The sequence below is a fragment of the Rahnella laticis genome (genome assembly GCF_015644585.1).
Lineage (GTDB): Bacteria > Pseudomonadota > Gammaproteobacteria > Enterobacterales > Enterobacteriaceae > Rahnella > Rahnella laticis.
Genome location: NZ_JADOBI010000004.1, coordinates 400,741 through 426,608 on the forward strand (window position 1 = coordinate 400,741; position 25,868 = coordinate 426,608).

General features: G+C 55.3%; 24 protein-coding genes. 16 read left to right on the top strand and 8 right to left on the bottom strand.

Annotation, left to right across the window (positions count from 1 at the left end; translation table 11 throughout):
- Positions 1–131 precede the first annotated feature (131 nt).
- The 3 genes from IV433_RS11370 to IV433_RS11380 all read left to right on the top strand — a co-directional run bounded on the left by IV433_RS11370 (position 132) and on the right by IV433_RS11380 (position 4,266).
- Positions 132–344, top strand: coding sequence for a YfgG family protein (locus IV433_RS11370; RefSeq protein WP_195814262.1), 213 nt, complete (start codon positions 132–134; stop codon positions 342–344).
- Positions 345–353: 9 nt separating this feature from the next.
- Positions 354–1,793, top strand: a complete 1,440-nt coding sequence (gene mgtE, locus IV433_RS11375) for a magnesium transporter (RefSeq protein WP_195814263.1) — start codon at positions 354–356, stop codon at positions 1,791–1,793.
- A gap of 205 nt (positions 1,794–1,998) precedes the next feature.
- Positions 1,999–4,266 carry a PAS domain S-box protein gene (locus IV433_RS11380; RefSeq protein WP_195814264.1) on the top strand — a complete coding sequence of 756 codons (2,268 nt, stop codon included), beginning with the start codon at positions 1,999–2,001 and terminating at the stop codon, positions 4,264–4,266.
- Here the strand turns inward: IV433_RS11380 and alkA are convergent, their stop codons facing one another.
- Together alkA and cysS are read right to left on the bottom strand one after the other, a co-directional pair.
- On the bottom strand, positions 4,267–5,139 hold the full coding sequence (gene alkA / locus IV433_RS11385; protein WP_326838654.1) for a DNA-3-methyladenine glycosylase 2: 873 nt from the start codon (positions 5,137–5,139) through the stop codon (positions 4,267–4,269).
- 64 nt (positions 5,140–5,203) lie between these two features.
- Positions 5,204–6,595, bottom strand: a complete 1,392-nt coding sequence (gene cysS / locus IV433_RS11390; RefSeq protein WP_195814266.1) for a cysteine--tRNA ligase — start codon at positions 6,593–6,595, stop codon at positions 5,204–5,206.
- A gap of 228 nt (positions 6,596–6,823) precedes the next feature.
- Here cysS and ppiB point away from each other — a divergent pair, with 228 nt between their 5' ends.
- A complete protein-coding gene (gene ppiB, locus IV433_RS11395; RefSeq protein WP_152327925.1) occupies positions 6,824–7,318 on the top strand; it encodes a peptidylprolyl isomerase B in 495 nt (164 codons plus the stop codon).
- Between the two features lie 11 nt (positions 7,319–7,329).
- Positions 7,330–8,052, top strand: coding sequence for a UDP-2,3-diacylglucosamine diphosphatase (gene lpxH, locus IV433_RS11400; protein WP_195814267.1), 723 nt, complete (start codon positions 7,330–7,332; stop codon positions 8,050–8,052).
- A gap of 119 nt (positions 8,053–8,171) precedes the next feature.
- On the opposite strand, the gene miaE is transcribed toward lpxH, so the two are convergent.
- Positions 8,172–8,789 carry a tRNA-(ms[2]io[6]A)-hydroxylase gene (gene miaE / locus IV433_RS11405; RefSeq protein WP_101075545.1) on the bottom strand — a complete coding sequence of 206 codons (618 nt, stop codon included), beginning with the start codon at positions 8,787–8,789 and terminating at the stop codon, positions 8,172–8,174.
- Positions 8,790–8,969: 180 nt separating this feature from the next.
- On the opposite strand from miaE, the gene purE reads away from it, so the two are divergent.
- A complete protein-coding gene (purE, locus tag IV433_RS11410) occupies positions 8,970–9,479 on the top strand; it encodes a 5-(carboxyamino)imidazole ribonucleotide mutase (protein ID WP_195814268.1) in 510 nt (169 codons plus the stop codon).
- Positions 9,476–10,540: a 5-(carboxyamino)imidazole ribonucleotide synthase gene (purK, locus tag IV433_RS11415; protein ID WP_195814269.1), complete on the top strand. Its 1,065-nt coding sequence runs from the start codon at positions 9,476–9,478 to the stop codon at positions 10,538–10,540. The genes purE and purK overlap by 4 nt, the downstream gene beginning before the upstream one ends.
- Before the next feature lie 158 nt (positions 10,541–10,698).
- Here the strand turns inward: purK and ybbP are convergent, their stop codons facing one another.
- Both ybbP and ybbA read right to left on the bottom strand, forming a co-directional pair.
- A complete protein-coding gene (gene ybbP / locus IV433_RS11420; RefSeq protein WP_195814270.1) occupies positions 10,699–13,131 on the bottom strand; it encodes a putative ABC transporter permease subunit YbbP in 2,433 nt (810 codons plus the stop codon).
- Positions 13,128–13,814 (bottom strand): putative ABC transporter ATP-binding protein YbbA, encoded by a 687-nt coding sequence (ybbA, locus tag IV433_RS11425; protein ID WP_165059341.1) that lies wholly within the window; start codon positions 13,812–13,814, stop codon positions 13,128–13,130. Before ybbA ends, ybbP begins: the two co-directional genes overlap by 4 nt.
- Between ybbA and tesA the strand changes: the two genes are divergently transcribed.
- The 5 genes from tesA (at position 13,785) to IV433_RS11450 (ending at position 17,866) form a co-directional block, all read left to right on the top strand.
- Positions 13,785–14,414 carry a multifunctional acyl-CoA thioesterase I/protease I/lysophospholipase L1 gene (gene tesA / locus IV433_RS11430; protein ID WP_229893355.1) on the top strand — a complete coding sequence of 210 codons (630 nt, stop codon included), beginning with the start codon at positions 13,785–13,787 and terminating at the stop codon, positions 14,412–14,414. The genes ybbA and tesA overlap by 30 nt on opposite strands.
- Before the next feature lie 111 nt (positions 14,415–14,525).
- Positions 14,526–15,302, top strand: coding sequence for an SDR family oxidoreductase (locus IV433_RS11435; protein WP_195814272.1), 777 nt, complete (start codon positions 14,526–14,528; stop codon positions 15,300–15,302).
- Between the two features lie 95 nt (positions 15,303–15,397).
- Positions 15,398–16,255 (top strand): co-chaperone YbbN, encoded by an 858-nt coding sequence (locus IV433_RS11440; RefSeq protein WP_195814273.1) that lies wholly within the window; start codon positions 15,398–15,400, stop codon positions 16,253–16,255.
- Positions 16,256–16,490: 235 nt separating this feature from the next.
- Positions 16,491–17,411, top strand: coding sequence for an SPFH domain-containing protein (locus IV433_RS11445; protein ID WP_152327915.1), 921 nt, complete (start codon positions 16,491–16,493; stop codon positions 17,409–17,411).
- Positions 17,411–17,866: an NfeD family protein gene (locus tag IV433_RS11450; RefSeq protein ID WP_101075535.1), complete on the top strand. Its 456-nt coding sequence runs from the start codon at positions 17,411–17,413 to the stop codon at positions 17,864–17,866. The genes IV433_RS11445 and IV433_RS11450 overlap by 1 nt, the downstream gene beginning before the upstream one ends.
- 9 nt (positions 17,867–17,875) lie before the next feature.
- Here IV433_RS11450 and cueR read toward each other — a convergent pair whose 3' ends face one another.
- The 3 genes from cueR to IV433_RS11465 all read right to left on the bottom strand — a co-directional run bounded on the left by cueR (position 17,876) and on the right by IV433_RS11465 (position 20,058).
- Positions 17,876–18,277, bottom strand: coding sequence for a Cu(I)-responsive transcriptional regulator (gene cueR, locus IV433_RS11455; RefSeq protein WP_101075534.1), 402 nt, complete (start codon positions 18,275–18,277; stop codon positions 17,876–17,878).
- A gap of 103 nt (positions 18,278–18,380) precedes the next feature.
- On the bottom strand, positions 18,381–19,121 hold the full coding sequence (locus tag IV433_RS11460) for a molybdate ABC transporter permease subunit (protein ID WP_195814343.1): 741 nt from the start codon (positions 19,119–19,121) through the stop codon (positions 18,381–18,383).
- Positions 19,122–19,137: 16 nt separating this feature from the next.
- A complete protein-coding gene (locus IV433_RS11465) occupies positions 19,138–20,058 on the bottom strand; it encodes an extracellular solute-binding protein (RefSeq protein ID WP_195814274.1) in 921 nt (306 codons plus the stop codon).
- A gap of 194 nt (positions 20,059–20,252) precedes the next feature.
- Here IV433_RS11465 and copA point away from each other — a divergent pair, with 194 nt between their 5' ends.
- From copA to IV433_RS11485, 4 genes are all read left to right on the top strand, one after another.
- A complete protein-coding gene (copA, locus tag IV433_RS11470; RefSeq protein ID WP_195814275.1) occupies positions 20,253–22,802 on the top strand; it encodes a copper-exporting P-type ATPase CopA in 2,550 nt (849 codons plus the stop codon).
- 49 nt (positions 22,803–22,851) lie between these two features.
- The gene (locus tag IV433_RS11475; RefSeq protein WP_195814276.1) at positions 22,852–23,652 is read left to right on the top strand and encodes a TraB/GumN family protein; all 801 of its coding nucleotides are present in this window, start codon (positions 22,852–22,854) and stop codon (positions 23,650–23,652) included.
- Positions 23,653–23,899: 247 nt separating this feature from the next.
- Complete coding sequence (gene ybaK, locus IV433_RS11480) at positions 23,900–24,379, top strand: Cys-tRNA(Pro)/Cys-tRNA(Cys) deacylase YbaK (RefSeq protein ID WP_195814277.1); 480 nt, start codon at positions 23,900–23,902, stop codon at positions 24,377–24,379.
- Positions 24,380–24,440: 61 nt separating this feature from the next.
- The gene (locus IV433_RS11485) at positions 24,441–25,658 is read left to right on the top strand and encodes an MFS transporter (protein WP_195814278.1); all 1,218 of its coding nucleotides are present in this window, start codon (positions 24,441–24,443) and stop codon (positions 25,656–25,658) included.
- The last annotated feature ends 210 nt before the right edge of the window (positions 25,659–25,868 follow it).

Below are 25,868 nucleotides of genomic sequence, written 5' to 3' on the forward strand. Positions count from 1 at the left end.
AAAACCTCAGATTTGTCAATTTTTCCGATTATCTGGTTGCCTGTTTAGTTCTGTTATATATTGTAAATATTATCATTTGTCCTCTTTCATTCCCGCCACCGGAGCAAAGACTCACTTAAGCGATCTTAATTATGTCTCGAAAATCCAACATCAAGATGACGAAAATCGTTTTATCGATAAGCTTCATTATTTTGTTCGGGCGTTTCGTCTACTCAGCTATCGGCGCGTATACGCATCATCAGAACCAAAAACAGCCTGAAACGCCAACCGAAACCCGACAAGATCAGACACCCGAAAAAACATGTACCGGCACGCTGAAAAGTTGCCGCTACTTCAAGGAATAAGGATCTCGAATGTCTGCCGAAAAACCTAAGAATTACGGCCAAAAGCTGGCGGAAAGCCGCAGCAGGATCCTCGATCTCCTTCTGAATACCGACAATCTGGCTGAGAGCATTCTGGGCGAAGACCCGGATGTGGATGACGCAACGCGCGCCACGCTGATGGATAACACCGCCGAACTCAGCGCGCGCGTACAAAAACTGCATGCGGCGGACGTCGCGGACGTGCTGGAAGCATTACCCATCCGCGAACGTCTGGCGTTGTGGAGCCTGGTTGAGCCGTCGGCGCGCGGTAAAGCACTGGTCGAAGTTTCAGAAACTGTCTGGGACAGCCTGATTGAAGAGATGAGCGATAAAGACCTGCTCAAAACCATGTCGCTGCTCGACGTAGACGATCAGGTGTATCTCGCCGAATACCTTCCGCGTGACCTGATTGGCCGGGTTCTGACGTCGCTCGACCCGCGCCAGCGCGATAAAGTCCGCGAAGTCATGAAGTTCAGCAAGGAATGTGTGGGTCGCATCATGGATTTCGAGCTGCTGAGCGTTCGCCCGGATGTCACGCTGGGCACTGTGCAGCGCTTTCTTCGCCTGCGCAAAACCATTCCGCAGGCGACCGATAAGTTATTCATTACCGACCGGAAAAATACGCTGCTCGGCGAACTCCCGCTGACCACGATTTTGCTGAACCCGCCACATACGCCGGTTTCCGACGTCATGATCACCGACTACGCTAGCTTTGAGCCGGAAGATAAGGCCGAAGACGCGGCCAGCGCGTTTGAACGTTATGACCTGATTACCGCCCCTGTGGTGGATAAAAAGGGCAAACTGATGGGACGTCTGGCGGTGGAAGAGATTGTTGATTTCGTGAATAACGACACCGACAGCAATCTGCGCCGGATGGGCGGCCTGAGCCCGGAAGAAGATGTGTTTTCTCCGGTCAGCAAAGCCGTGCGAAACCGCTGGGCGTGGCTGGCCATCAATTTGTGTACAGCGTTTGTCGCCTCGCGCGTGATCGGCCTGTTTGAACATACCATTTCGCAGCTGGTGGCGCTGGCCGCACTGATGCCGATAGTGGCCGGGATTGGCGGTAACACCGGCAACCAGACGATTACCATGATTGTCCGCGGGCTGGCACTGCACCACGTCCAGGTGGGCAACCTGAAATTTCTGATGTTCAGGGAGCTTGGCGTTGCGCTGATTAACGGCCTGGTCTGGGGCGGGCTGATGGGCATCGTCACCTGGTTGCTTTACAGCGACTGGCAAATGGGCGCGGTGATGACGCTGGCGATGGTGCTGAATCTGCTTCTAGCCGCGCTGATGGGCGTGGTGATCCCTCTGACCATGGTTCGCCTTGGCCGTGACCCTGCCGTGGGTTCCAGCGTGATGATCACCGCGCTGACTGACACCGGCGGTTTCTTTATCTTCCTGGGTCTTGCCACCATTTTCTTGCTGTGACGCACACTTTCCGGCTTTCGGGCCGGAATATTCGTTATCTATTACAACGTAATGTAGAATTTATATTAATAATTCATTCTGATTTTCCGATACTGATAACATGCCGCCGCGCGATCCCTACACTGCCGCGACGAGTAAAAAATAGAACAACAGCTATTACCGCATTTGTTTGTCATTAGCCGCCGGTCAGAAAAGGGTTTTCATCGTGGAAAGAAGCCAACCACCTTCTCTCATTGTTCACAGGGCAGACTGGAAAGCCCCGCTGCTTTTAGGCATTGCTATCTGCCTGCTGGCGCTCGCGTGCATGAACATTATTCAGAGACAGTCCAGCCTCGCGGGTTTATGGCTGCCGACGGCGTTGCTCATCCCGGTTCTGTTCCATCACCATTATCGCCAGTGGTTGCCGTTGCTTTGCGCCGCGTCTCTGGGCATTGCTGCTGCCCACGCGGTCATGGGCACGCCGTTCCCGCGCTATTTTCCTTATCTGCTCAACAACCTGATTGAAGCGTCTTTGTGTGCCGTATTGTTGCGCCGGATGTTGCCACAGCAGGATCCGCTTTCCGGTCTCGGTTCCTGGGTGAAGTTTTTGCTGATTGCCGTGGTTTTCTGCCCGCTGGTCAGTTCTGTGATCATGATGCTCTTTATCCTGCACATTCATTCACCGGGCGAATTGCAAAGCCGGTTTGCCACCTGGTTTATGTCTGAGGCCGTGGCGATCCTGGCACTCACGCCGCTGGGGCTGATTTATCAGCGCGGTTATTTCAGCAAAAACCTCACTTCTCAGCGTTTTTTTGAGCTGGCTCTGACACTGGTTCTGACGCTGATCGCCGGTTTTCTCGCACTGAAATGGCTGCCTTACACCTTCGCGTTTATCACCATTCCGCTGCTGTGGTGCGCCATCCGTCTGCCGCGCATTGAAGCCTTCATTATTTTCCTCTCGATGACACTGATGATTGCCCTGCTGCACACCAGCGGGATTATCAGCGTTCAGCCCCATACGGTGATGCAAATCCCGCAGGGCTTAATTTTCCTGCCGCTGCTGCTGATCCTCATGCCTGCCAATGCGATGGCCATGGCCATGCATTCCCTGCGCATGGAGAAATCGCACATTACGCAGAGCGAAAATCGCTTCCGCAACGCCATGGAATATTCGGCCATCGGGATGACGCTGGTTTCTCCGCAGGGAAAACTGCTCCAGGTCAACAAGGCGCTGTGTAACCTTTTGGGTTATGAAGCGGAGTATCTGACTACGCTGTCGTTTCAGGAAATCACCTATCAGGAAGACTTAGGCAAAGACCTCACGTTGTTCCAGCAGCTGCTCGATGATGAAATCCAGAGCTACACCATGGAAAAACGCTATTTATGCCGCAACGGTGAAATCGTCTGGGCATTGCTGGCGGTTTCGCTGGTGCGCGATGAACACCATAATCCGCTGTATTTCATTTCTCAGGTTGAGGATATTAACGAACTCAAACACACGGAAATGACCAACAAACGGCTGTCGGAAGCGCTGCATGAAGAAAAAGAGCTGCTGCACATCACCCTGAATTCGATCAACGAAGCCGTGATTTCCACCGACCGGAATATGAATATTACGTTCATGAATCCGGTGGCGGAGAAAATGACCGGCTGGGCAGAACAACAGGCGCAGGGGCAGCCGGTAAACCGGATCGTGCTGATCAGTAAAGGGCCGGACGGGCCGCTTATCGACAACCTGCTGCAATTTGATATCAACGAAAATCTGCACTCTTCCGTGGAACGTTCCCTCGTACTGCACGGCCACGACACCGGTTTGTTTGATGTCCAGCTGGCGGTTTCGCCGCTGCGCACGCTGAAAGATGAACCGATCGGTATCGTGCTTGTGCTTCAGGACGTCAGTAAATCCCGCGAGCTGATGCGCAAACTCAGCCACAGCGCGTCCCACGATTTACTGACCGGGCTGGCTAACCGCGGCAGTTTTGAATCGAGCCTGAAAAAAGCGCTGAACCTGACGGCGACGCGTCATCAGGTTCACACGCTGGCGTTTATCGATCTCGACCGTTTCAAAGCGATCAATGACAGCGCGGGCCACGCGGCGGGCGATGAGTTATTGCGTCAGCTGAGCGCGCTGATGCAGGAACATATCCGCAACAGCGATCGTCTCGCGCGTCTGGGTGGTGATGAATTTGCGCTGATTCTGTTTGATTGTCCGATGGAACAAGGGCTCGGCATGGTTCAGCAACTGGTGGATAAGATCAACGCGTACCACTTTATGTGGGAAGGGAAAATGTACCGTATCGGCGCCAGCGCAGGGCTGACGCAAATTTGTAATCCACATATCAGCGGCAGTGAATTTATGGCGCAGGCCGATATGGCCTGTTATACCGCTAAACGTAACGGCCGCGGGCAGGTTTTCAAATACGAAGCTGACCAGAAAACCGCGACGGCTCACGCCCCGCAATCCTCGTCGTCGCCTCAAACCGGAACGGAATAGTCAGGGCAAATCAGGCTGCCAGTCATTGTTAAACCATAAATGCAGCGTGGCGTAAGTGCGCCACGGTTTCCAGACTTCGGCGTAACGGGCGATTTTAGCTGGCGTCATTCCGGGAAACCGCTGCTTAATTAGATAATCGCCGCCCAGAAAGACATCCGGCGCAGACCAGGCACGCATCGCCACATAACTCGCCGTCCAGCTACCAATGCCCGGCATCGCCAGCAACTGTTTTACGCCGTCATGCACATCTTTCATTTCATCGAGCGGCAAACGCCCCGCTTCCACCGCCTGCGCGATGCCAATCAGACAGGCAGCACGCTTTGCCTGCACGCCGATCCCGCGTAAATCCTCCACGGTCAGCTGAGCCACAATCGCGGGAGTCGGAAAGAGATGCGTCAGCGCCGGGAAAGGCGTGGTGACCGGCTCGCCCCACTTTTCCGTTAGACGGGTGGCGAGCGTCGACGCCATTTTTACGCTGACCAGTTGCCCGAGGATTGCCCTGACCGTCAGCTCAAACCGGTTAACGCAGCCCGGCAGTCTCAGCCCCGGCGAGTTTTCGGCGAGCCGCCCCAAACCTTGCGCAATCGCGTCCGGCTGCGCGTCGAGATCCAGCAACCGACGCACCTGCTGCGCTACATTTACTGCAACCGGAGCCAGCGAAGGCGATACGTCCAGTTCGACAACGTTTTTCTCCGGCAACGGACGCAGCCGCAACCAGCCGGTCAGCCGTTTTCCGTTGTGCATGACGGCCAGCGTGCGCTGATAAAACTCGCCATCCTGCTGCTCGACGCCCTGCAAAGCGCGTGCGCCAAGAAAAGCGGTCATCCACTGCCAGTCGTACGGCGGCTGATAAGCCAGAAGCGTTTTTGTCACAGAACGATCCTTATAAAAAAGCCTCCGCAAAGGAGGCTTTATGAAACCAAAAGTATGAAGGAGATTATTTTCTGCGCCAGGTGGTCCCGTTGGCGCCATCTTCTAAGACGATACCCATTTCATTCAGACGGTCGCGCGCTTTATCGGCCATGCCCCAGTCTTTGCTGGCACGGGCGTCGTTACGCTGTTTGATCAGCGCTTCGATTTCAGCCACTTCTTCGTCGTTATCCGCCTGCGCACCGGATTTCAGGAACTGCTCCGGATCCTGCTCCAGCAGACCCAGAACGCCCGCCAGCTGGCGCAGCTCTGCGGCCAGACCGTTTGCCGCAGACAGGTCTTCGGTTTTCAGACGGTTGATGTCACGCGCCATATCAAACAGCACGGAATACGCTTCCGGTGTGTTGAAATCGTCGTCCATCGCCGCGCGGAAACGGGCCACGAACGCGTCACCGCCGGCTGGCGTTGCGCTGGCATCTGTGCCGCGCAGTGCGGTGTACAGACGTTCCATCGAGGTACGTGCCAGTTTCAGGTTTTCTTCGCTGTAGTTCAGCTGGCTGCGATAGTGGCCGGACATCAGGAAGTAACGCACGCTTTCCGCGTCGTAATATTTCAGCACGTCGCGCACGGTGAAGAAGTTATCCAATGATTTGGACATTTTCTCACGGTCAATCATGACCATACCGGAGTGCATCCAGGTATTTACGTACGGGCCGTCATGTGCACAGCTCGATTGTGCAATTTCGTTTTCATGATGCGGGAACATCAGGTCAGAACCGCCACCGTGAATGTCGAAATGCGCGCCCAGCTGTTTGCAGTTCATCGCCGAACATTCGATATGCCAGCCCGGACGGCCTTCGCCCCACGGAGAGGTCCAGCTCGGTTCGCCAGGTTTGGACATTTTCCACAGCACGAAATCCATCGGATTACGTTTCACGTTGGCTTCAACTTCCACGCGCGCACCGGCCTGAAGCTGATCCAGATCCTGACGGGACAACAAACCGTAATCAGGATCGCTTTCGACCCAGAACATCACGTCGCCGTTTGCCGCAACGTATGCGTGATCACGGTCGATCAGCTTCTGCACGATATCGATGATTTCAGCAATGTGCTGCGTAGCGCGGGGTTCAGAATCTGGCGGCAAAATATTAAGCGACGCAAAATCTGCGTGCATTTCAGCAATCATGCGGTCGGTTAATGCCGTAAAAGATTCGCCATTTTCAGCGGCACGTTTAATGATTTTGTCGTCGATGTCGGTGATGTTACGCACATATTTCAGGTCATAACCGAGGTAACGCAGGTAACGCGATACCACGTCGAAAGACACAAAGGTGCGACCGTGGCCAATATGACACAGGTCGTAAACAGTGATCCCACACACGTACATCCCGACTTTACCGGCATGAATTGGCTTGAATTCCTCTTTTTGGCGACTCAGGGTATTAAAAATCTTCAGCATCAGGCTATTCCGTGTGTTGGGCGTAGAAAATGACGTTGGCGCCTTTTCGGCGTCACTAAGGCTCATAATATAACGAAAATGGCTTTACCGAAACGGCATAAGGCCGCCGGACGGGCTTTAGTCACCACAAAGCCAGTGCTGACGGCAACTTTTGAGTTATGGTATAAGAAAAGGCTATAGTAGCCGCTCTGACAGAGAGCACACATTAACATTAGCAGGATGATAAATATGGTCACTTTCCACACCAACCACGGCGACATCGTCATTAAAACCTTCGCTGACAAAGCGCCAGCCACGGTTGAAAACTTCCTGAACTATTGCCGTAAAGGCTTCTACGACAACACAATTTTCCACCGTGTGATTAACGGTTTCATGATCCAGGGCGGCGGTTTTGAGCCAGGCATGAACCAGAAAAACACCGACGCACCTATCGATAACGAAGCGGATAACGGCCTGAAAAACACTAAAGGCACGCTGGCTATGGCGCGTACCAATGACCCGCATTCAGCTACCGCACAGTTCTTCATCAACGTCACTGACAACGATTTCCTGAACCACAGCGGCAAAAACGCACAGGGTTGGGGTTACTGCGTATTTGCAGAAGTGGTTGAAGGTCAGGACGTGGTTGACGCGATCAAAGCCGTGAAAACAGGCCGCAGCGGTATGCACCAGGACGTTCCAAAAGAAGATGTTGTGATCAAAAGCGTCACCATCAGCGAATAATTAGCGTCGGGATGACCACGTTTTTTATCGCAGATATCCATCTTTGCGCACAGGAACCGGCAATCACTGCCGGTTTTCTGCGTTTTCTTCGCGAAGATGCGCCGCAGGCCGATGCGCTGTACATTCTCGGGGATTTATTCGAAGCCTGGATTGGCGACGATGACCCGGAACCGTTACACGCAGAAATCGCTGCGGCGTTAAACCAGCTCCGCCAGCACGGCGTCCCCTGCTTTTTCATCCACGGTAACCGCGATTTTCTGCTCGGCAGACGTTTTGCGCGTGAAAGCCTGATGACGCTGCTGCCGGAGAAAAAAGTTCTCGAGCTGTATGGCCGCCGCGTGCTGATCCTGCACGGCGATACGCTGTGTACCGATGACGTTGCCTACCAGAATTTCCGCAAAAAAGTTCACAACCCGTTTATCCAGAAATTATTCCTGATGCTGCCCCTGAAATGGCGGCTGGCGATTGCCGCAAAAATGCGCGCCAACAGCAAAGCGTCTAATCAGGGCAAATCGCTGGAGATTATGGACGTGAATCCGCAGGCGGTGATCAGTGAAATGCAGGCGGCAGGCGTCGAGTGGATGATCCACGGCCACACGCACCGCCCGGCTATACATGACGTGCCTTTAGAAAATAAAACCGGCCACCGCGTGGTATTAGGCGCATGGCACGAAGAAGGCTCAATGGTGAAAGTCACCGCCGATAACGTGGAACTGATCAGCTTCCCGTTTTAAGTCATCCGATCATTACCCTAAATAATTTGAGTTGCTGGAAGGCGACAAGCTCGTGAATCCCCGGGAGCTTAGCTGACTAAGTGACCGGGGTGAATGAGCGCAGTCAACGCATCAGCAGCTCAAAGTATGACGGGTACACCGGAGTGGAAGCGGAATTGCTCATCCGGCGACAGTATCAGTTCCGCTTCAATCCGGCCAAACTCCTCCACGCGTTCACTGATATCCGTTCCCGCATACTGCTCTGCAAGCGCCAGATAATCGGCAAAATGACGTGATTCTGAGCGCAGCAGCGACGTATAAAATCGCGACAGCGTTTCATCCAGATACGGCGCTATTTTGGCGAAACGCTCGCAGGAACGGGCTTCGATATACGCTCCGATAATCAGCCGGTCGACCAGAATATTCACATCATCATGATGCCGCGTATGCTTAATCATGCCACTGGCGTAGCGCGATGGCGAAAGCTGGGTGTAAGCGATATTGCGCTTTTGCATGATTTCCACCACCTGTTCAAAGTGGTGAAGTTCCTCGCGGGCCAGGCGCGCCGCACAAAACAGCAGCTCGGTGCGATCCAGATATTTTGTCATCAGGCTCATGGCCGTGGCCGCCGCTTTTTTTTCACAGTTGGCGTGGTCAATCAGCAACACCGTCTGATTTTCCAGCGCAACATCCACCCAGAGAGCCGGTGTTTCACAGTGAAGAAAATCGTAAATCGGTGCCAGTAAAGCCTGCGTCATAGTTCAGTTTCCAGTGGGGATGGCGAATATTATCGTGCCTGGGATTATACAAATCTGCTGCGCACTTCTCATCAAAAATGCACCGTATTCCGGCTACGCAACCGTTTTCCTTGCTTCGTGAGCGTGATATCATTTGCGCCCTCGCACGCTTTAAATCCGAATCACAGGAGCTATACAGACATGTCATCCAACGTTACCCCGGCAAAAATCGCCATCGTTATGGGGTCTAAAAGTGACTGGGCGACCATGCAGTTCGCCGCCGAAGTGCTCACAACGCTGAATATTCCTTTCCATGTCGATATCGTCTCCGCGCACCGCACGCCGGACAAATTGTTCACCTTTGCTGAACAGGCTTCCGCTAACGGGTTTGATGTGATCATCGCAGGTGCTGGCGGCGCGGCGCATTTGCCGGGCATGCTGGCGGCGAAAACGCTGGTGCCGGTGCTCGGCGTGCCGGTGCAAAGCGCGGCCCTGAGCGGCATCGACAGCCTGTATTCTATCGTCCAGATGCCACGCGGCATTCCGGTCGGTACGCTGGCGATTGGTAAAGCCGGAGCCGCCAACGCCGCCCTGCTCGCTGCACAAATTCTCGCACTCCATGATACCGAAATTGCTGAAAACCTGGCCGCGTGGCGTGTCGCACAAACGGATGAAGTGCTGAATAATCCCGATCCGAGGGAAGAAGCATGAAACCGGTTTGCGTACTCGGAAACGGTCAGTTAGGCAGAATGCTGCGTCAGGCCGGTGAACCGCTGGGGATCGCCGTTTATCCGGTCGGTCTGGATGCAGAGCCGGAAGCGGTGCCTTTTCAGCAAAGCGTGATTACGGCTGAAATTGAACGCTGGCCGGAAACCGCCTTAACCCGCGAACTGGCAACGCATAATGCGTTCGTTAACCGCGATATTTTCCCGCGTCTGGCCGATCGCCTCACGCAAAAACAGTTACTCGACCAGCTCGGTCTGGCGACCGCGCCGTGGCAGTTGCTGGCCGGCGCCGCTGAATGGCCGCATGTTTTCGCCACGCTCGGTGAACTGGCGATTGTGAAACGCCGCGTCGGTGGTTACGACGGCCGCGGGCAATGGCGTCTGCGTTCCGGCGAAGAAACCGCGCTGCCGCAGGATTGCTACGGTGAATGTATCGTTGAGCAAGGCATCAATTTTTCCGGCGAAGTTTCGCTGGTTGGCGCACGCGGTCACGACGGGAAAACCGTCTTTTATCCGCTGACGCACAATCTGCATCAGGATGGTATTTTGTGCACCAGCGTTGCACTGCCGGAGCCGGACGCTGCGCTGCAACAGCAGGCAGAAAGCATGCTGTCGGCGATTCTGAACGAACTGAATTACGTCGGTGTGATGGCAATGGAATGTTTCGTGGTTGCCGAAGGTTTGCTGATTAATGAACTGGCACCACGCGTTCACAACAGCGGGCACTGGACGCAGAACGGCGCATCCTACAGCCAGTTCGAAATGCACCTGCGCGCAATCCTCGGGCTGCCGCTGCCGAAACCGGTGGTCAGCACGCCGTCAGTGATGGTCAATCTGATTGGCACCGATGTGTCAGAACAATGGCTGAACCTGCCGCTGGTGAATCTGCACTGGTATGAGAAAGAAGTGCGTCCGGGTCGTAAAGTCGGACACCTGAATCTCAACGACGCCAGCGCCAGCCTGCTGAAAGAAAACCTGAACGCACTGGTGCCGATGCTGCCGGAAGAATACGCCAGCGGAATCGCCTGGGCGGTTGAGAAGCTTTAAATCCAACGGCTCTCTCCTTTGACGGGAAGAGCCGTTGGGAACCTAAATAATTCGGGTTGCGGGCAGGCGGCAAGTAAAGGAGTCCCGATGAGCTTACTCCAGTAAGTGATTCGGGTGACTGAACGCAGCCAACGCATCCGCAGCTCGAAGTATGACGGTTACGCGTCGTATTGCCTGAACAACGCCCTGCCCCGCAATAATCTCACGCCCAGCCAGCCTCCGCAGACAGACAGCAGCAACGCGCTGACCACCGGAACGGCGATCCACATCAGATAATTGGGCTGCCACGGGAAATCGAACACTTTGCGCTGCAACAACCATAACGCCACTTCGGCACCTATCGCCGCTGCAATGCCCGCCACCAGCCCGAGAACCGCAAATTCGCACCAGAGCGTGCGGTGCAGCATCTTTTTACTCGCGCCCAACGTGCGGTAGACGATCAGTTCCTGACGGCGCTGACGCATCCCGACCTGAATCTGTGCCAGCAACAGCAAACCGCCGCACAGCATCACCAGAATCACCATCACTTCCAGCGCCCGGCTGACCTGCTGTAAGACCTGCCCGACCTGCCGCAGAATCGAACCGACATCCAGTAAACTTAGCGTCGGGAACTGACGGTTCAGCTGCGTAATGGTGCTGTCATCGCCGTGATAACGGAAACTGGTCAGCCAGCTTTGCGGCTGGGCATCCAGCGCGCCCGTCGGGAAGATAAAGTAGAAATTCGGCTTCAGGCTGTCCCAGTCCACTTTACGCAGACTGGTGATTTTGGCGGTGAAATCCTGCGTATCGCCGGTGAACGTCACCGAATCGCCGATTTTCAGCCCGAGACGTCCGGCCAGCCCTTCATCGATGGACACTTCACCCGCTTTCGGTGCGCCATTGCCCGCGGTCAGCGGATTATGATCCGGCAATCCGTCCATCCAGGTCAGATTCAGTTCACGGTTTACCGCTTCCCCCCCCGCATCGTCCGGCTTGATTTTGTCCGTCGCGGCTTCGCCGTTAATCTTCGTCAGACGCGCCCGCACAATCGGATAGAACGCTTCCGGCTGCGCATTATGCTGATGCAGAAAATCCGTCACCTGCGGAACCTGCTCTTTGGTAATGTTGAGCAGGAAGAAGTTCGGACTGTCCGGCGGAAGCTGTTGCTCCCAGCGGTTCAGCAGATCCCCGCGCATCACCAGCAACAGCGCTAGCAGCATGAACGACATGGAAAACGCCGCCAGCTGGCTGAGCGTTACCCACGGCTGTCGCAGCAGACGGTTGACCGCCAGACGTAACGGAAGCTGGCGGAAAGTCAGGCGGCGCAGCAAAAGTAAAGCGCCCCAGCCAATCACGCCCAGCAGCAGCGATAACACCAGAACGCCGCCGAGCAGCGACCACAGCAATGCACTTCCGCCCATTAGCGCGGCCAGAAGCCCGACGACAACCAGCATCATTACCGGCAGGAAATAGCGCAGCGGCCAGACATTCGCCACAACGTCATTTCTCAGCACGCGCAACGGTTGCGTGGCCAGCAACTGACGGTAAGGACGGATGCCTATCAGCAGTGAAATCACGACCATTGCGCCCATCGACCAGACCCACGGCCAGCCACCGGCAGGCGGCAGTTGCGCGGGAAGCACCGGCGCGAGCACTTTCATCAGAACGGCTTCAAAGGCCAGCCCGACGATGCTGCCGCAAATCCCCGCCAGCACCAGAACCGCCAGCCACTGGCCAATAATCAGTTTTCGCAGCGCCTTTTTACCGGCACCTAATGTTTTCAGCACCGCCACAAGATCGTACCGGCTGCGGCAGTAATGCCCCATCGACACGGCAATGGCGGCAATCGACAACATCAGCGTCAGCAGGGCCGACAACGTCAGGAATTGCTGTGAACGCTGTAATGATTTGCCCAGCGCGCCTTCGGAATCCTCCATGCCGGTCCAGCGCTGATCGGGTTTCAGCAGCCCTTTAATGGCGTCGCCGTAGGTTTGAATGGCCTGCGGGGAACCGGCAAACATATAGCGGTATGTCAGGCGGCTGCCCGGCTGAACCGCGCCGGTTTTCGGCACATCATCCAGATTCATAATTACGCGCGGCGCCGTCTGGAACGGATTAAAACCTGCATCCGGCTCCTGAACGATCACACCGGCAATTTTCAGCGTACTGTCGCCGACATCCAGATCATCGCCCACTTTCACGTTCAGCAGTGCCAGCAAACGCGGTGCCACCAGAACGGTGCCCGGCTGCGGTTTCAGCCCCGCCGGCTCCGTCTGCAACGCGCCGTATAACGGGTACGCCAGATCGGTGGCTTTTACCGACGCCAGCTGCGGCGTGTTTCCGGCAAAGGTCATGGTCATGAAAGAGAGCTGACGGCTGACTTTCAGCCCCTGCGTTTCGGCATCCTGCAACCAGGCTTCAGTAATCGGATGAGAAGATCGCAGCACGCGGTCGCCCGCAATAAACTCGCGACTTTGCTGGCTCAGCCCTTTGTCCATGCGGTCGCTGATACTACCCAGCGCCAGCACGCAGGCCACCGCCAGCGTAAGCGCCAGCCAGACAATCAGCAGCGAGGGCGATCGCCATTCCCGCCAGAACCAGCGCCAGATCATGCTTCCTCCCACAATTTCCCGTCACGCAGACGCAGACGCCGCTGACAACGCGCCGCCAGTTGCTCGTCATGCGTGACAAGAATCAGCGTGGTAGCCGCATCGCGGTTCAGTGAGAACAGCAGATCAACGATACGTTCGCCGGTGGCGCGATCCAGATTGCCGGTCGGCTCATCGGCGAACAGCAGTTTAGGTTTACCGATAAACGCACGCGCCAGCGCCACACGCTGCTGTTCGCCACCGGAAAGCTGCGCCGGAAGATGATTCAAACGCCCGCCCAGCCCGAGACTTTCCAGCAACTGCACTGCCTGCTGACGGCTGTTACTGTCACTTTCACCGCGCAGCAACGCCGGAAGTTGCACGTTTTCCAGCGCGTTGAGCGTCGGCACCAGCATGAAGGACTGAAATACAAATCCGACGTTTTTTGCCCGCAGCGCGGCGCGCCCTTCCTCATTGAGAGAGTTCAGGGATTTGCCGAGCAGCATCACGTCGCCCGAGGTGCCGTCATCGAGCCCGGCGAGGATCCCCAGCAGCGTCGATTTACCGGAACCGGATTCGCCAATCAGGGCAATTGTCTGGGCAGGTTTGACAACCAGCTCGACACCGGACAGGATGGTGAGCTGACCTTCACCCTGACCGACGTGCTTACTAAGATGATGAACTTCAAGAACGTTTTCCGCTGGCATCTCCCCTTCCTTATGTTGTTGGGATTGCTGAGTTTTCGCGCCGTAGCTGCTGATAACTTACTGATTATCGGCGACAGTTTAAGCGCCGTCTATCGCCTTCCGGTAGCCGAATCCTGGCCGTCGTTGCTCAATAATAAGTGGCAAAAAGAAGGGGATAAACCCACGATTATTAACGCCAGCATCAGCGGAGATACCGCCGAACAAGGGCTGGCCCGTTTACAGACTTTGCTGCAACAACATCATCCGCGCTGGGTGCTGATTGAACTGGGCGCGAACGACGGACTGCGCGGCTTTCCACCGCAGAACATTTCACAAACGCTGACCCGGATTATCAGTCAGGTAAAACAGGCCAACGCCGAACCGCTGCTGATGCAAATCCGTCTGCCGCCAAACTATGGCCGCCGTTACGGTGATGCGTTCTACGCCATTTATCCGGCGCTGGCGAAGCAGGAAAACATCCCGCTGGTGCCGTTCTTTATGGAACAGGTCGCCGCAAAACCTGAGTGGATGCAGGACGACGGTTTACATCCGGCACTGGCGGCACAGTCTTTTATTGCCGACTGGATGGCCGACAAACTCGCGCCGCTGGTGACGCAGTAGGTTTACAATAAATAATACCGTGACGTGATTAAAACCAAGACGTTACCTTTTTCACCCGACTCCCTAGTAAATCACAGCCATAAAAAATAGGGACACCTCACAGGTAAAGTTATGCAAAAAGCAGTATTAATTACCGGTTGCTCCAGCGGAATCGGACTGGTTGCCGCACAAGATTTACGGACTCGCGGTTACCGGGTGCTGGCCGCCTGCCGTAAAAGTGCAGATATCGACACGCTCAGCCAGCTCGGTTTTGAAACCATTGCGCTCGATCTTGATGACAAACACAGCGTAGAGCTCGCCGCCGCGGAGGTTATCGCGCTGACCGGTAATCGTCTTTACGGCCTGTTCAACAATGCCGGATATGGTGTTTACGGCCCGCTGAACACCATCAGCCGCGAGCAGTTTGAGCAACAATTTTCCACCAATCTGTTCGGCACGCATCAACTGACGCAGCTTTTACTGCCCGCAATGCTGCCGCACGGCGAAGGCCGCATTATTCAGACCAGCTCGGTGATGGGGCTGGTGACGACGCCGGGCCGCGGAACCTACGCCGCCAGCAAATTCGCGCTCGAAGCCTGGTCAGATACGTTACGCATGGAGTTACACGGCACAGGCATTCAGGTGAGCCTGATTGAACCCGGCCCGCTGAGCAGCAACTTTACGGCTAACGTGAATCAGTCACAGGCTGACCGGCCAGTCGAAAACCCGGGGATCGCGCGGCGTTTTACGCTGCCGCCGGAGGCCGTTTTGCCGAAATTGCACCATGCTTTAGAAAACCCGAAGGCGCGTCTGCGGTATCCGGTGACGCTGGTCGCCTATGCGCTCACCGTCCTGAAACGTCTTTTACCTTCACGTTTGCTGGACAAAATATTGCGCGGAAACAGCTAAGTAAACGCTGCCGGGGGTTGAAGCCGTGAAAGCTGCCCCCATTTGATATTTAAAGCGTTAAATGATTTTGAGCCTTAAGCAGAGAGAACTGATCCATGCTTGCACAACCTACTGTTATCGATATCAACGAAACTAATCTGCATCAGACGCTGGAACAATCCATGTCGGTGCCGGTGATGTTCTACTTCTGGTCTGAGCGCAGCCAGCATTGCCTGCAACTGGGGCCAATTCTCGACAAACTGGCGGCGGAATATGCCGGTCAGCTGGTTCTGGCGAAAGTGGACTGCGATGCCGAGCAGATGATTGCCCAGCAGTTTGGCCTGCGTTCTATCCCGGCGGTTTACCTGTTCAAAGACGGTCAGCCGGTGGATGGTTTCCAGGGGCCGAAGCCGGAAGAAGTGATCCGCGAATTGCTGCAAAAAGTTCTGCCGAAAGAAGAAGAACTGAAACTCGCTCAGGCACAGGAACTGTTGCAGGCAGGCAACGCGGCGGAGGCTTTGCCGCTGCTGAAAGAGGCCTGGCAGTTAAGTCATCAGCGCAGTGATATCGGGCTGCTGCTGGCAGAAACCCAGATCCATCTCAACCGCTCCGACGACGCGGAAGCCGTGCTGGCAACCATTCCGTTGCAGGATAAAGATTCCCGTTATCAGGGGCTGATTGCCCAGATTGAACTGCTGAAACAGGCGGCTGACACCCCTGAAATTCAGCTGCTGCAACAGGAATTACAGCAGGATCCTGAGAACGCAGATCTGGTGGTTAAACTCAGTCTGCAACTGCATCAGGTCGGGCGTAACGAAGAAGCGCTGGAACTGCTGATGGCTCCGCTGAAAAAAGATTTAGGTGCGGCTAACGGCGCTGCGCGCAAAACGCTGATGGATATCATGGCGGCACTCGGTACCGGTGACGCGCTGGCGGCTAAATATCGTCGCCAGTTATATTCCCTGCTGTACTGATTCACGCTAAAAATTTCTTACGCACGTCGGGCACTCCCCCCTTCCTGACGTGCGTTTTTTTTCGCCTTTTTCCCTGCCTTTTATCCCCTGAACTATCCTTTATTAATACGACGCGTTAGTTATTTGTGCGACAATTGCGCACGCGCCTGACTTTCGGTGAGTGCGCCAGGGACATGTTTTTACTCGAATATTCCGCCGGAATATTCAGGACACAGTTTTACAGGAGTTTCATACTATGTTTGACCTCATTCCCATTCCTATCCTTATTCTGATCGTACTGGCGCTGCTGGTGGTTTACGCCGGGATCAAAATCGTGCCACAGGGCTACCAGTGGACCGTCGAGCGCTTTGGCCGTTATACCAAAACCCTGATGCCGGGGCTGAACCTGGTTGTGCCCTTTGTTGACCGCATTGGCCGCAAAATCAATATGATGGAACAGGTTCTTGATATCCCTTCTCAGGAAGTGATTTCCCGCGATAACGCCAATGTCGCCATCGACGCCGTGTGTTTTATCCAGGTTATTGATCCGGCGCGTGCCGCCTATGAAGTCAGCAATCTGGAACAGGCGATCGTGAATCTGACCATGACCAACTTCCGTACCGTGCTGGGTTCGATGGAGCTCGACGAAATGCTGTCACAACGCGACAACATCAACGCACGTTTGCTGCATATCGTCGATGAAGCCACCAATCCATGGGGCGTGAAAATTACGCGTATCGAAATCCGCGATGTGCGTCCACCGGCTGAGCTGATTTCTGCGATGAACGCACAGATGAAAGCGGAACGTACAAAACGTGCCGACATTCTGGAAGCCGAAGGCGTTCGTCAGTCCGCCATCCTGCGTGCGGAAGGTGAAAAACAGTCGCAGATCCTTAAAGCCGAAGGTGAGCGTCAGTCGGCGTTCCTGCAAGCTGAAGCCCGCGAACGTGCGGCAGAAGCGGAAGCGCAGGCCACCAAAATGGTCTCTGAAGCGATTGCAGCCGGGGATGTTCAGGCCATTAACTACTTCGTGGCACAGAAATATACCGATGCGCTGACCAAAATCGGCTCGGCGAACAACAGCAAGGTCATCATGATGCCGCTTGATGCCACCAGCCTGATGGGCTCCATTGGCGGGATTGCTGAGCTGCTGAAAGAAACCAAAGGCGGCAAATAATGCTTCGCGATTTCATGGCAAGTCCGCATGTGTTCTGGCTGTCTTTAGGCGGCCTGCTGCTGGCGGCAGAGCTGGTGGGAGCAAGTGGTTACTTACTGTGGAGTGGCGTAGCGGCTGCGCTGGTCGGGCTGGTGACGTGGATTTTGCCGCTGCCGTGGGAATGGCAAGGCGTGGCGTTTGCCCTTCTGACCATTATCGCCGCCTGGCTGTGGTGGAAATGGCTGAATCAGCGCACGGACAAAACCAGCGGTAATTCGGCGCTGAACCAGCGCGGACAGCAGTTAGTAGGTACTTACGCCACCGTGCTCGAACCGCTGAAAAATCAGTATACGCGGGTACAAATCGGCGACAGCAGCTGGCGGGCGTCATGCGCTTCGCCGCTGGAAGTCGGTGATAAAGTGGTGATTACCGGTGTCGAGGGCGCGACGCTGCGCGTGGAACGCCCTGCGCAGTAGCGCCTGACGTTAGTGTTTGTGGCAACAGCCAGAAAGATTATCGATTATCGGGCAGTCTGCGCCGTCATCGCCGGGGCAGGATTCCGCCAGCGTCAGCAGGCGCTGGCGCATCAGCTGAAGTTCTTCAATGTGCCGCTCAATTTCGGCGGCCTTTTCTAAAGTGCGTGCTTTCACATCTGCGCTGTGGCGATCCGGATTATGGAATAACGCCACTAACTCCTGGCACTCCTCCAGCGTAAACCCCACCTGCCGCGCCTGACGAAGTAACGTCAGTTCTTCAATATGTTTTTGTGCATAGCTGCGGTATCCGTTCTCGCTGCGCGCCGGTGCCGTCACCAGCCCTTTCTCTTCGTAAAAACGAATTGCCTTGCTGGTCAGCCCGGTTTTTTTCGCCACATCACTGATATTCATTTCGCCTCCGCGTCGCCCTGTTTTTGCACTTTATCTGAACAGTATACGCGTTTACGGTTTTACGGCTTTACGGTTTTACGGTTTTACGGTTTTACGAAAATGCTCAGCTGTAATGCACGGTCTGTTTTTTGGTGCGCATCAGCAGCCACATGGGCAGCGGTAACGTCACGATAAGCAGGATCCACAGCAGCGAATACACCGACGTCACGCCGTCGTTTTGCAGGTTGATAAACATTTTGACCGGAATACCCTGCGGGAAATAACAGAACACCATGACAATGCCGAATTCACCAATCGCCCGTACCCAGGCAATGGCGATCCCGGCGGCAATTCCGCGTGAGGCCAGCGGCAACGTGAGCCGGATAAGTACCTGAAAAGGGCGTGCGCCCAGCGTCTGCGCAGCCTCTTCGACATCGCGCGGCACCGCTTCCAGTGCGCCACGTGCCGAGAGAATGAAATAAGGCAACGCCCCATAAATCTGCGCCAGCACAAATGCAGGCGCATTGTTATTGAGCGTCATACCGATGGCAGAAAGTGTTTCACCGACCGAACCGTAGGGCCCGTAAACCGACACCAGTAAAATCCCCATCGCCAGCGGAGGCGTCAGCAGCGGGATCAGCACCAGCACTTCCACCAAAGTGCGCCAGCGCGAGGTCGTTTTTGCCAGCCAGAACGCGACCGGCAGCCCGAGCAGAATAATCAGGCCGACTGATATCAGACTCAGGCCGAGCGAAACCACTACCGCATGGCTGTCGCCATAAGCCAGATGAAAATCTGACCACGGCGTCAGGAAAAACAGCGTGACAAAAGGCACCATCAGCAGTGCCAGCGCGGGAACCGCCATTCCTGACGCGCGCAACTTAAAGGTTTCCGCCTTTAGGTTTGTCGTAGCCGTTTTGTTCAAACAGCTTCTGACCTTTGGCGCTTTGCAGGTAAGTGATAAATTCTTTCGCCAGTTTCGGATGCGGCGCGTTGTTCAGCACCACCGCGTAGAAGACCAGCGGCTGCGTGCTCAGCGTTTTCTCTTTGCCGGTGGAATCTTTCACGTTGAAAGTCACCTTGCTGTACCAGTCTTTCGACATCTGCGAATTGCTCAGGTTAATTTCATCCGGCAGTTTGATGTACGGCAGGTGCGCGGAAATCGTGGCGCTTTCGTAGCCCGATGCAGCATCAACCTGACCGGCTTCCAGACGGGTCAGAAGACCGCCTTCGCCCGAGATCTGCTTAGGATTCTGTACATCGCCCAGCACGGCTTTTTCCAGACCCGGCTGTTTGTAGTAATTTTCAGCCAGCATCATGGTGAAAATAATGTTCTGGCCTTGAGGATCGCTGACCGGGTCGGTACGGCCGAACTGTAATCCGGGAGTTTGGAGCACTTTCCACCACGGCTCAGCGCCCGCTTTGCCTTCCTTTATCGCGGCAAATTTTTCGGCATACTTTCCTTTCGGATTATAAGCAATGACCATGCTGGTGCTGGCCACCGGGATCGCCTGCCCGGCCATGCCCGCTTTTTGCAGGATTTCAACCGGCCCCGGCGTGATGGAAACAAAAACATCCGCGACCACTTTTTTCGATGCCAGCAGGTTTGCCATGCCATACGCACCCTGCCCCTGGCCCTGATAATTCACCTTGTTCTGCTTCGCAAAATCCGGCCCCAGATACTTATCCATCACCACGCCCATCGAACCGGCGTAGGTGACGCGAAAATCATCCGCAGCCCGGGAAGCCTGCGCCGCCATTAACCCCGCCATCAGCAGAAGTGTTGTCTGCATTTTTGCCATTGAAAATCCCCTTAGCCTTCATCGTTATATAATTCGGGATATAACGATAAGCCAATCCGCAAGGGAATTTCTAAATAAAGTGTAAATGAGAGAAAAATGAAAAATACCGGTAAGGCGAAACCGTTGCTTGACCTTCCCCTTGCTGGAAGGTTTATCCTCTGTCCTTAGTGAAAGTTAACCCAAGGAAAACCACTATGACCACCACCGTATTATCTCTGCAAGGCCTGTCCTGCGGGCATTGTGTGGCTTCAACGCGTAAAGCGCTCGAAGCAGTTGACGGCACCACCGCCGTTGAAGTTTCTCTGGATAAAGCCATTGTGAAAGGTGACGCCAGCAGTCAGAGCCTGATCGACGCCGTCGTAAATGCAGGATATGAAGCACAACTGCTGGAAGACGCGTCCCCAAAATCTGAGCCGCTGACCGATAAGGCGAGTGTTTTGCCGGAACCCCTGTCAGCGGCCGCGTCACCTGTTCCGGCTGAAAACCACATTCTTAAAACCTCAGCCTCTGACGACAGCGTGCAGCTGTTGCTCAGCGGCATGAGCTGCGCCAGCTGTGTCAGTAAAGTGCAGCGGGCGCTGGAAGGCGTGAACGGCGTCGAACGTGCGCGGGTCAATCTGGCGGAACGCAGTGCGCTGGTCAGCGGTGATGCTGACCAGAACGCCCTGATTGCGGCGGTTGAACGCGCGGGTTACGGCGCTGAAATCATTATTGATGAAACCAGACGCCGCGAGCGCCAGCAGCAAACGGCGCGCAGCAGCATGATCCGTTTCAGCTGGCAGGCGGCGGTCGGGCTGGCGGCGGGTATCCCGCTGATGTTGTGGGGATTGCTGGGCGGTGAAATGATGGTCACCGCCAGCAACCAGACCGGCTGGCTGATTGTCGGCCTGCTGACGCTGCTGATCATGATTGTCGCAGGCGGCCATTTCTACCGCAGCGCGTGGAAAAGCCTGATGCACGGCAGCGCCAACATGGACACGCTGGTATCACTCGGTACCGGTGCGGCGTGGATATTTTCCATTTCCGTCAGCCTCTGGCCGGATGCCTTTCCGATGCAGGCACGACATCTTTATTACGAAGCCAGCGTGATGATTATCGGCCTGATTAACCTCGGCCATGCGCTGGAACAACGCGGGCGTCAGCGCTCGTCACAGGCTCTGGAACGCCTGCTGGATCTCACGCCGCCGACGGCGCGCGTGGTGACTCCGGAAGGCGAAAAAACGCTGCCGCTGGCCGATGTGCAGCAGGGTATGACGCTGCGCCTGACCACCGGCGACCGCGTTCCGGTTGACGGCGAAATCCAGAGCGGCGAAGCGTGGATGGATGAAGCGATGCTGACCGGCGAACCTGTCCCGCAACAAAAATCTCAGGGCGAAAAAGTGCATGCCGGTACACTAGTCAGAGACGGCAGCGTGTTGTTCCGCGCGGATGCGATTGGCAGCCAGACCACACTCTCGCGCATCATCAAACTGGTGCGGGAAGCGCAAAGCAGCAAACCGGAAATCGGCAAACTGGCGGATAAGATCTCGTCCGTCTTCGTACCCGTCGTGGTGCTTATTGCCCTGTTCAGCGGTGCAATCTGGTATTTCTTCGGCCCGCAGCCACAACTGATGTACACGCTGGTGATCGTCACCACGGTGCTGATCATCGCCTGCCCTTGCGCACTGGGGCTCGCAACGCCGATGTCGATTACCGCCGGTGTCGGGCGCGCCGCTGAGTTTGGTGTGCTGGTTCGTGATGCCGATGCCCTGCAAAAAGCCAGTACGCTCTCCACGCTGGTTTTCGATAAAACCGGGACGCTGACAGAAGGCCAGCCGAAAGTGACAGATGTTCACACCTTCGGCGCTGTCAGTGAACAGCAGGCACTCCGCTTTGCCGCCGGGCTGGAACAGGGCTCGCACCACCCGCTCGCGCAGGCGATTGTGGATAAAGCAGAAGGTCTGGTTATTCCTGACGTGCAGAATTTCCGCACGCTCGGCGGGCTGGGCCTGCGCGGTGAAGCAGAAGGCAAAACGCTGTTGCTGGGGAATCAGGCGCTGATGCAGGAAAACGGCGTCGATACGCAGCAGGCCGATGCGCTGCTGGAAGCGATGTCTGAGCAAGGTGCAACGCCGGTACTTCTGGCGGCAGACGGTGAAATTGCCGCGCTGTTCGCCCTGCGGGACCCGCTGCGCAGTGACAGCATTGCCGCGCTGCAACGCCTGCATCAGCTCGGTTATCAGCTGGTGATGCTGACCGGCGATAATCCGCGCACGGCACAAGCTATTGCCGCGCAGGCAGGCATCGATACGGTGATTGCCGGTGTACGCCCGGAAGGAAAAGCCGAGGCGATTAAAGCGTTGCAGGCCAAAGGCCAGCAGGTTGCGATGATTGGCGATGGCATTAACGATGCGCCCGCACTGGCGCAGGCAGATGTCGGGATTGCAATGGGCGGCGGCAGCGATGTGGCGATTGAAACGGCGGCCATCACGCTGATGCGGCCAAGCCTGAACGGCGTTGCCGATGCGCTGGCGATGTCGCAGGCCACGCTGCGCAATATGAAGCAGAACCTGTTAGGCGCGTTTGTGTATAACGTGATTGGCATTCCGGTTGCCGCGGGCGTGCTCTACCCGCTGACCGGCACATTGCTCAGCCCGGTTGTCGCAGGCGCGGCGATGGCGTTGTCTTCCATTACCGTTGTCACTAACGCAAACCGCCTCTTACGCTTTACCCCGAAAAAACAAGACGTTTCCTCTGTTCGCTAAAACGCTGACGCGTTAGCATGGTCTCTCATTTTTCGGGAGACCATGCGATATGGCGCAGTTTTTCAACCAGGCTTTCAGCTGGCTACGCAGGCTGTTTCCTGTCGAGTATTCCTATCCTGCCATGGATATCCGGCTTCCCGGCAACCGCTCGCTGCATCTGGTCGGCAGCATTCATATGGGCACGCAGGATATGCAACCGCTGCCCGCGGCTTTGTTACGCCGCCTGCAAAAAGCCGATGCCCTGATTGTCGAAGCCGATATCAGCGGAACAGAATCCCCTTTCAGCATGTCTGGTGAATTTCCGCCTCTGGCCGATCGTCTGACCGAATCCGAATATCTCCACGTTGAACGCTTATGCGAAGAGCTTGGCGTTTCTATGTGGACGCTGAACCCGCTTCCTTCGTGGCAGGTCGCGCTGATGTTGCAGGCAACACAGGCACAGAGGCTGGGCTTGCGCGGGGATTACGGCATCGACTATCAGTTGCTGCAATCGGCAAAGCAGCAGAACACGCAGGTCATCGAACTCGAAGGGCCGCAGGAACAGTTTGAACTGTTGCAGCAACTGCCCGACGGCGGCAGAGCGCTGCTCGAAGACACGCTGACGCACTGGCACACCAACGCCCGATTGCTGCAAACCATGATCAGCTGGTGGCTTGATGCCAAACCGGGGCTGGCGATTGAACAGCTGCCGAATACGTTCAGCAACGATCTCTACGATATTCTGATGAATCAGCGCAACGTGCGCTGGAAAAAACAGCTTTCCGAACTTCCGCCGGGAAATTACGTGGTCGCCGTCGGCGCGCTGCATTTGTATGGTGAAGGGAATCTGCCGGAATTGCTGAAAGGATAAAAAAATGGCCGGTTTTTAAGGCCGGCCAGTCAAAGAGGAATTTCATTTTTTTGTTATAGCTTCAGTGCGAGCCTTTTCAGGCACAGCACCGGCGCGCACAGGGTAGCAACCTGTAGCGGGTCTTGGCAATAACCATTCATTGCTCTACTATTTCCCCTCCGCGTAATAAAGATACTTTGTTGTTAAATTTCATCAGATTGAGCTGATGACGTTTTTTCGAACAAAAAAGCAAAATAAGGAGACAGGTATGACCCCTGCCGTATTGCTCCTGGAAAAAAATAAAGTCAGTTTTACCCTTCACCCGTATGAACACAGCAGCGAAGAAACAAACTTTGGCGACGAGGCGGTGAAAAAGCTCGGGCTGGATGCGCGTCAGGTCTACAAAACATTGCTGGTTTCACTGAATGGCGATCCCAAAAATCTCGCCGTTGCCGTTACGCCGGTGGCATCAATGCTGGATCTGAAGAAAGTCGCCAAAGCGCTCGGCGCCAAAAAAGCCGATATGGCCGATCCGGCCATCGCGCAGCGCGTAACCGGTTATCTGGTGGGCGGCATCAGCCCGCTGGGGCAGAAAAAGCTGCTGCCGACGGTGATCGACAGCCCGGCGCAGACTTTCTCCACCATTTATGTTTCAGGTGGTAAACGCGGTCTTGATCTTGAACTGGCGGCAGGCGATCTTTGCCGCTTACTGAAAGGCCAGTTTGCTGAGATCGCAAAAGCCGGCTGACCATATCGATGCATTCCCGACACGCATTCCTATATGCACAAATAAGACAGGTTCATCTGCTATGACCGACAATACGGCCACGCCAGACAGCCCGCAGAAAGACGCAGTCAAAAAGACTGCGTTTTCTATTCTGGCGGCGATCAGCGTTTCTCATCTGCTCAATGACATGATTCAGTCGCTGATTCTGGCGATCTATCCGTTGCTGCAAAACGAATTCTCACTCAGTTTTACCCAGATTGGCCTGATCACGCTGACGTATCAGATTACCGCGTCGCTGCTGCAACCGCTGATTGGCTATTATACCGACAAACATCCGCAGCCGTATTCGCTGCCCATCGGCATGGGCTTTACGCTGTCGGGCCTGCTGTTACTGGCCGTGGCGCAAAGTTTCCCGGTTGTACTGCTGGCCGCCGCGCTGGTCGGTACAGGTTCGTCGGTGTTCCATCCCGAATCGTCACGCGTGGCGCGTATGGCTTCCGGCGGACGTCACGGGCTGGCGCAATCGCTGTTCCAGGTTGGCGGTAATTTTGGGGCATCGCTCGGCCCGTTGCTGGCGGCGTTAATCATCGCGCCCTACGGGAAAGGCAACGTCGCGTGGTTCTCTCTGGCGGCGCTGCTCGGCATTGTCGTTCTGCTGCAAATCAGTAAGTGGTATCGCCAGCAGCATCTGATCGCAAAAAAGCGCGGGCCGGTGAAAAATACCGTGACCGTGTTGCCGCGTAAAACTGTGGCGATGTCGCTGGGGATTTTACTGGTGCTGGTATTCTCGAAGTATTTTTACCTGACCAGCCTGAGCAGTTACTACACCTTCTATCTGATTCATAAATTTGGTGTTTCAGTGCAGAACGCGCAAATCCATCTGTTCGTTTTCCTGTTCGCTGTGGCGGCCGGGACCATTATCGGCGGGCCGGTTGGGGATAAGATTGGGCGCAAATACGTCATATGGGCGTCAATTCTCGGCGTCGCGCCATTTACCCTGCTTTTGCCGCACGCCAATCTGATGTGGACCAGCGTTCTGAGCGTCATTATCGGCGTGATTCTGGCCTCGGCATTTTCGGCAATTCTGGTGTTTGCACAGGAACTGATGCCGGGAAAAGTCGGTATGGTTTCGGGGCTGTTCTTTGGCCTGGCGTTCGGCATGGGCGGCCTCGGCGCTGCGGTGCTGGGCTATGTGGCGGACAGAACCAGCATCGAGCTGGTTTATCAAATTTGTGCCTTCCTGCCATTGCTGGGGATACTGACCGCATTCCTGCCAAATATTGAACGTAAACAAGCCTGAAGCATTCCCTTCAGCTGCCGATAATCATTTATCGGCAGCAAAAAAAGCCGTTGCCTCTTGAGATTCGCCCGCGAAAACCCATTTAAATCGTCCGTTCGAAATTTTTTTTCGGTCTGTCGGGCATTTAGCGCAAAAAAGGCCAAAAAATACCAACGCGTAAACGATTTTTACCATAAACTTAGAAACAATCTGCAACACATTTGTGCCATG